5 protein-coding genes are annotated in these 3,856 nt (G+C 50.1%); 4 read left to right on the top strand and 1 reads right to left on the bottom strand.

Annotated features, from left to right (window positions below; translation table 11 throughout):
* The 3 genes from AB5Y92_RS19190 to AB5Y92_RS19200 all read left to right on the top strand — a co-directional run.
* On the top strand, positions 1-192 hold a 192-nt coding region (locus tag AB5Y92_RS19190; RefSeq protein WP_368227401.1), incomplete at its 5' end, for a hypothetical protein.
* A complete protein-coding gene (locus AB5Y92_RS19195; protein WP_368227402.1) occupies positions 185-511 on the top strand; it encodes a hypothetical protein in 327 nt (108 codons plus the stop codon). The genes AB5Y92_RS19190 and AB5Y92_RS19195, both read left to right, overlap by 8 nt.
* A 238-nt stretch (positions 512-749) precedes the next feature.
* Positions 750-1,409: an HNH endonuclease gene (locus tag AB5Y92_RS19200; RefSeq protein WP_368227403.1), complete on the top strand. Its 660-nt coding sequence runs from the start codon at positions 750-752 to the stop codon at positions 1,407-1,409.
* On the opposite strand, the gene AB5Y92_RS19205 is transcribed toward AB5Y92_RS19200, so the two are convergent.
* On the bottom strand, positions 1,387-2,406 hold the full coding sequence (locus AB5Y92_RS19205) for a DNA cytosine methyltransferase (RefSeq protein WP_368227404.1): 1,020 nt from the start codon (positions 2,404-2,406) through the stop codon (positions 1,387-1,389). The two genes, AB5Y92_RS19200 and AB5Y92_RS19205, sit on opposite strands and share 23 nt — an antisense overlap.
* 542 nt (positions 2,407-2,948) lie before the next feature.
* On the opposite strand from AB5Y92_RS19205, the gene AB5Y92_RS19210 reads away from it, so the two are divergent.
* A partial coding sequence (locus tag AB5Y92_RS19210; RefSeq protein ID WP_368227405.1) for a nucleoside recognition domain-containing protein occupies positions 2,949-3,856 on the top strand: 908 nt, incomplete at its 3' end.

Below are 3,856 nucleotides of genomic sequence, written 5' to 3' on the forward strand. Positions count from 1 at the left end.
GTCGACACCTGCAAGAACAGCAAGCGGGCCGCTCTACCGGAGAATGTTGTACCGGTGACTGGCGAGGTGTTGCGGGTACTGGCTCTGCTGCTACGCCAGCTCCCTGGCTACCCTCTTGGGCCTCTGTTTAAGCCCGAGCGGCTGGCTGAGGTTGAACGACGTCTGTCTGAACTGGAGGTGACCCATGGCTAATGCCAACAATGTTGATGTGGTCCTTGGTGGTCTGAATTTTGGCTCTATCAGTGACTTGCTTCTGCTGGAGGCCGATCATCTGTGGGCTGAACTGAAGGCGAGGACACCAACATATGGTGCTGATACCCTTCGTGAGAAGGTTGAGCGGCGACTGAGGACGCTGCCTTACGATCCTATCCTCAAGGCACAGGTTGACGCCTTGCTCGCTACAAAGCGAGGTTGGGGACGCAATGAGTTCATCAACGGGTTGTACCGGCTGATTGGTGAGCGGTATGAGATTGACGTGCCGTACATAGAGGCCAAAACCCGACGAGCGTGATCCGTTACTTGCCTATGTGGCTGTGAAGCCTCATTCGCAGGGTCACTCTGACCCTCAGACACACGCCGTAGCCAAGTGCTACGGCGTTCTTTTTTTGCGATATTTTCTATGGAATTCAGTTCGGGGTTATGTTGAATAAGAACGGTATGTGTATGCAACATACACATTATTCCAAGTTGAATGATAGGGTTTTACAACGCTATACTGTGCAAATTGTTTTCAAGTGAGTAATGGTACAATGTCGATATTATTACGAGACTACATAACTACTTTGACAGCATCAAGTCGGTTAAGTCAGGTTAAACAAACAATATTGAGCGCTCTTTGGCCTACTGACGATTTATTTCCAGGGCCTTGGATAAAAAGCTCATATTTACTTGAATTAACTGGTCAAAAATATTTTGACAGGCGAGCTAGGGAGTTAAGAGATGAATCTGGTTGTGATATATCAACTCAGCACCATGAGGGGGAGCACTGTTGGCGGCTAAATTCTGCAAATATAGCTGCTGGGAATACTCGGCTCTACCTCTCTGAGGCTGATAAAACGACGTTGTTTCGTCGGCATGAGTATACATGTGCTGTCTGTGGGGTTGCTATGGCCCCTGGCGTCAGAGGGTTACAAGCTGATCATAAGGTTCCCTTGAGCCGAGGAGGGTCGCACGACTTATCCAACTGGCAACCGTTGTGTAACGAATGTAATGTGGGTAAGCGCCGTGCATGTGCTGAATGTGAGGAAGATTGCCGTGTTTGCAGTTGGGCTTTTCCTGAAGTCGTAGGGATCACTACTGCCGTATCAATCCCCACAGACTTACTAAGAAAGCTGGAACGTCAGGTGGATAGCTCGAACGGTATTACGAGCGTTAATGACGTAATAATTAAGCTGATTCAGGATCTTTAACAATCAAAGAGACGTTCTTTGCTTGTTTAGCTGAAAGAAGCGCATTCGCAATCTGCTGGGCCACTGCTTGCGCAACAGGTGGTGGGAAAGCATTACCTACCTGACGGTATGAATGCGTTTTCTTTCCGAAAAATTCCCACCAATCGGGAAATCCTTGTATTCTTGCCGCCATCCTTACAGTCAATAATGGCATATTTTCATAGCCTTCTTTCTCTCCTGCAAAATCAGGCCCTGGTACTGTGTCAGCTAGTCGATGGCCGTTAACTCCCAGCTCTCGCCATGCTGCCTTTGCTCTAGTTGGACCCAAATCTGGCCCCCCATGTTTTTTAGAGCCACCGACTAATGTTGGCGCAATCTTATTTGCTTTTTGGGCCCACGCTTCTGCGCCTTTCCATCCATTTGAAGCCATCAGGTCTAATAGTGCTTCCCCAACAGTTTTTGTGTATGCGTTGTTGCCTTCTGGCCAGCGGAAGAAATGAAAATAACATGGAAGCATCGCAACGAGAACGACTCTCGGGCGTAATTGAGGCACTCCGTAATCGCTTGCTTGTAGCAGCTTCCACTCAGATTGATAGCCTAGTTTTGAGAGTTCATGCTGAATATGCTCTCTATATTCAGCGAATTTCGGCTCCATTAATCCAGCTACGTTTTCAAGCATTATAGCATTAGGTTTAACGGTATTAATTACCCGTAATGCATGAGGGAACATATCCCTTTCATCATCTTTTCCTAACTGCTTTCCTGCTTTCGAGAATGGAGGGCATGGGACGCCTCCAGCGACTAGGTCTATTTTACCGAGAAGATGGTCAGCCCTATATTCTGTTAAATCTGTTGGGATGGTTTGTGGCCAATTTAGACTATGTTTAATGCTATTTAAATTGAGTGTTTCGCATGCATGGGCATCAATTTCCACTAGTTCAACGTGCTTAAATCCTGCTAAATGAACCCCAAGCGCTTGCCCTCCAGCACCCGCACAAAGCTCTAATGATGTCAACATATGATACCTCAATACTGGTTTTGCATACAGTACTTCACTGCCTGTAGATAGGTCAATATTGTACGCAGAAAACACTCTGTAGTGGTTTTTTTTGATATCTGTCTCAAAGGGGGCTTTATTTAAAATCAGTGTTACCCAAACAGATGAATGGCCTAGAATTCTAAGTATATGAATACTTGAGTTATACCCCAGCGTTTCATTAGCCAGCTGGGTAAATTAACGTATTGTTCACCCCCATTTCTTGAAGCTTACGAGGGGGTTTGGTGGCTAAGAATTGAGCTAATCGCCCTAGGTTTTGCCCCGGATTGGGCTCATGAGTTTGTTGAAGGCCGCATCGCTTGAAGTGAGCCCTCAGATTGGGTGCCTTTGGCTGATTTGAACTGGTACATGGACTGTTAATCCGTATGTCACTGGTTCAAGTCCAGTAGGAGGAGCCAATTCAAAAAGCCCTTGTCGCAAGACAAGGGCTTTTTTCTATTTGGCGCAGCCATTTTTTAACCATAAAAACAACCACACACGCACAGATGAACCGCAGGATAGATATGGAAAATCATGTAGTTATAGAGTCAAAGGGGCGACTTGCCGCCATTCGGAACTGGATGGAACCCGTGCTGATGCTGCTTATTCTCGGCAGCCTGTTCGGTTACCTCGGCAGCCAGATGGGCCTCTCTGCAATGGTCAACACCCTGTTCAATACCGCCCACCAGCTGCTGCTCAATACCGTGCTCTTTATCATGGGGATCACGGTGCTCTCCGGTGCCCTGAGCCAGCTCTTGAGCGAGTTCGGGGTGATCCGCCTGCTGGAGGTTCTGCTGGCCCCTCTGATGAAGCCGGTGTTTCGCCTGCCTGGCCGCACCGCGCTGGCGGCGCTGATGACCTTCTTCTCCGACAACCCGGCGGTGATCAGCCTCGCCAAGGACAGCCGCTTTCGCAAAGGCTTCACCCCGTGGCAACTGGTGTCGCTCACCAACTTCGGCACCGCTTTTGGCATGGGGCTGATCGTGGTCACCTTTATGGCTACCCTGCAGTTGCCAAGTGGTGAATCTACCGCCAGCGCGGCGCTGATCGGTCTGCTCGGTGCTCTGGTGGGCTCGGTGGTCTCTACCCGACTGATGCAGCGGATGATCCGCCCCTTGGTGGGGGAAGTGCTGAACGATGACGCTGTATCGTCCGACGGCCGCAAGGTAGGGGTGACCAAAGAGGCGGCTCCCGGCTGGCTGCGGATCCTCAACTCTCTGCTCGATGGTGGCAAATCCGGTGTGGAGCTGGGGATGGCGGTGATCCCGGGTGTGCTGATCATCAGCACCTTCGTGATGTTGCTCACCTTTGGCCCGGGCGACAAGGGCTATACCGGCGAAGCGTTTCAGGGGGTTGCCCTGCTGCCGGTGCTGGCCGCCAAGGTGAGTTGGCTGTTTGACCTGCTGTTCGGCTTCCAGCAGCCGGAGCTGGT

Origin of the sequence: Aeromonas sp. R1-1 (assembly GCF_040908495.1) — a bacterium.
Classification (GTDB): Bacteria; Pseudomonadota; Gammaproteobacteria; order Enterobacterales; family Aeromonadaceae; genus Aeromonas; species Aeromonas veronii.

Coding starts and splice junctions, on each gene's coding strand:
- AB5Y92_RS19195 (WP_368227402.1), top strand. CDS start 185: ATGGCTAATGCCAACAATGTTGATGTGGTCCTTGGTGGTCTGAATTTT.
- AB5Y92_RS19200 (WP_368227403.1), top strand. CDS start 750: ATGTCGATATTATTACGAGACTACATAACTACTTTGACAGCATCAAGT.
- AB5Y92_RS19205 (WP_368227404.1), bottom strand. CDS start 2,406: ATGTTGACATCATTAGAGCTTTGTGCGGGTGCTGGAGGGCAAGCGCTT.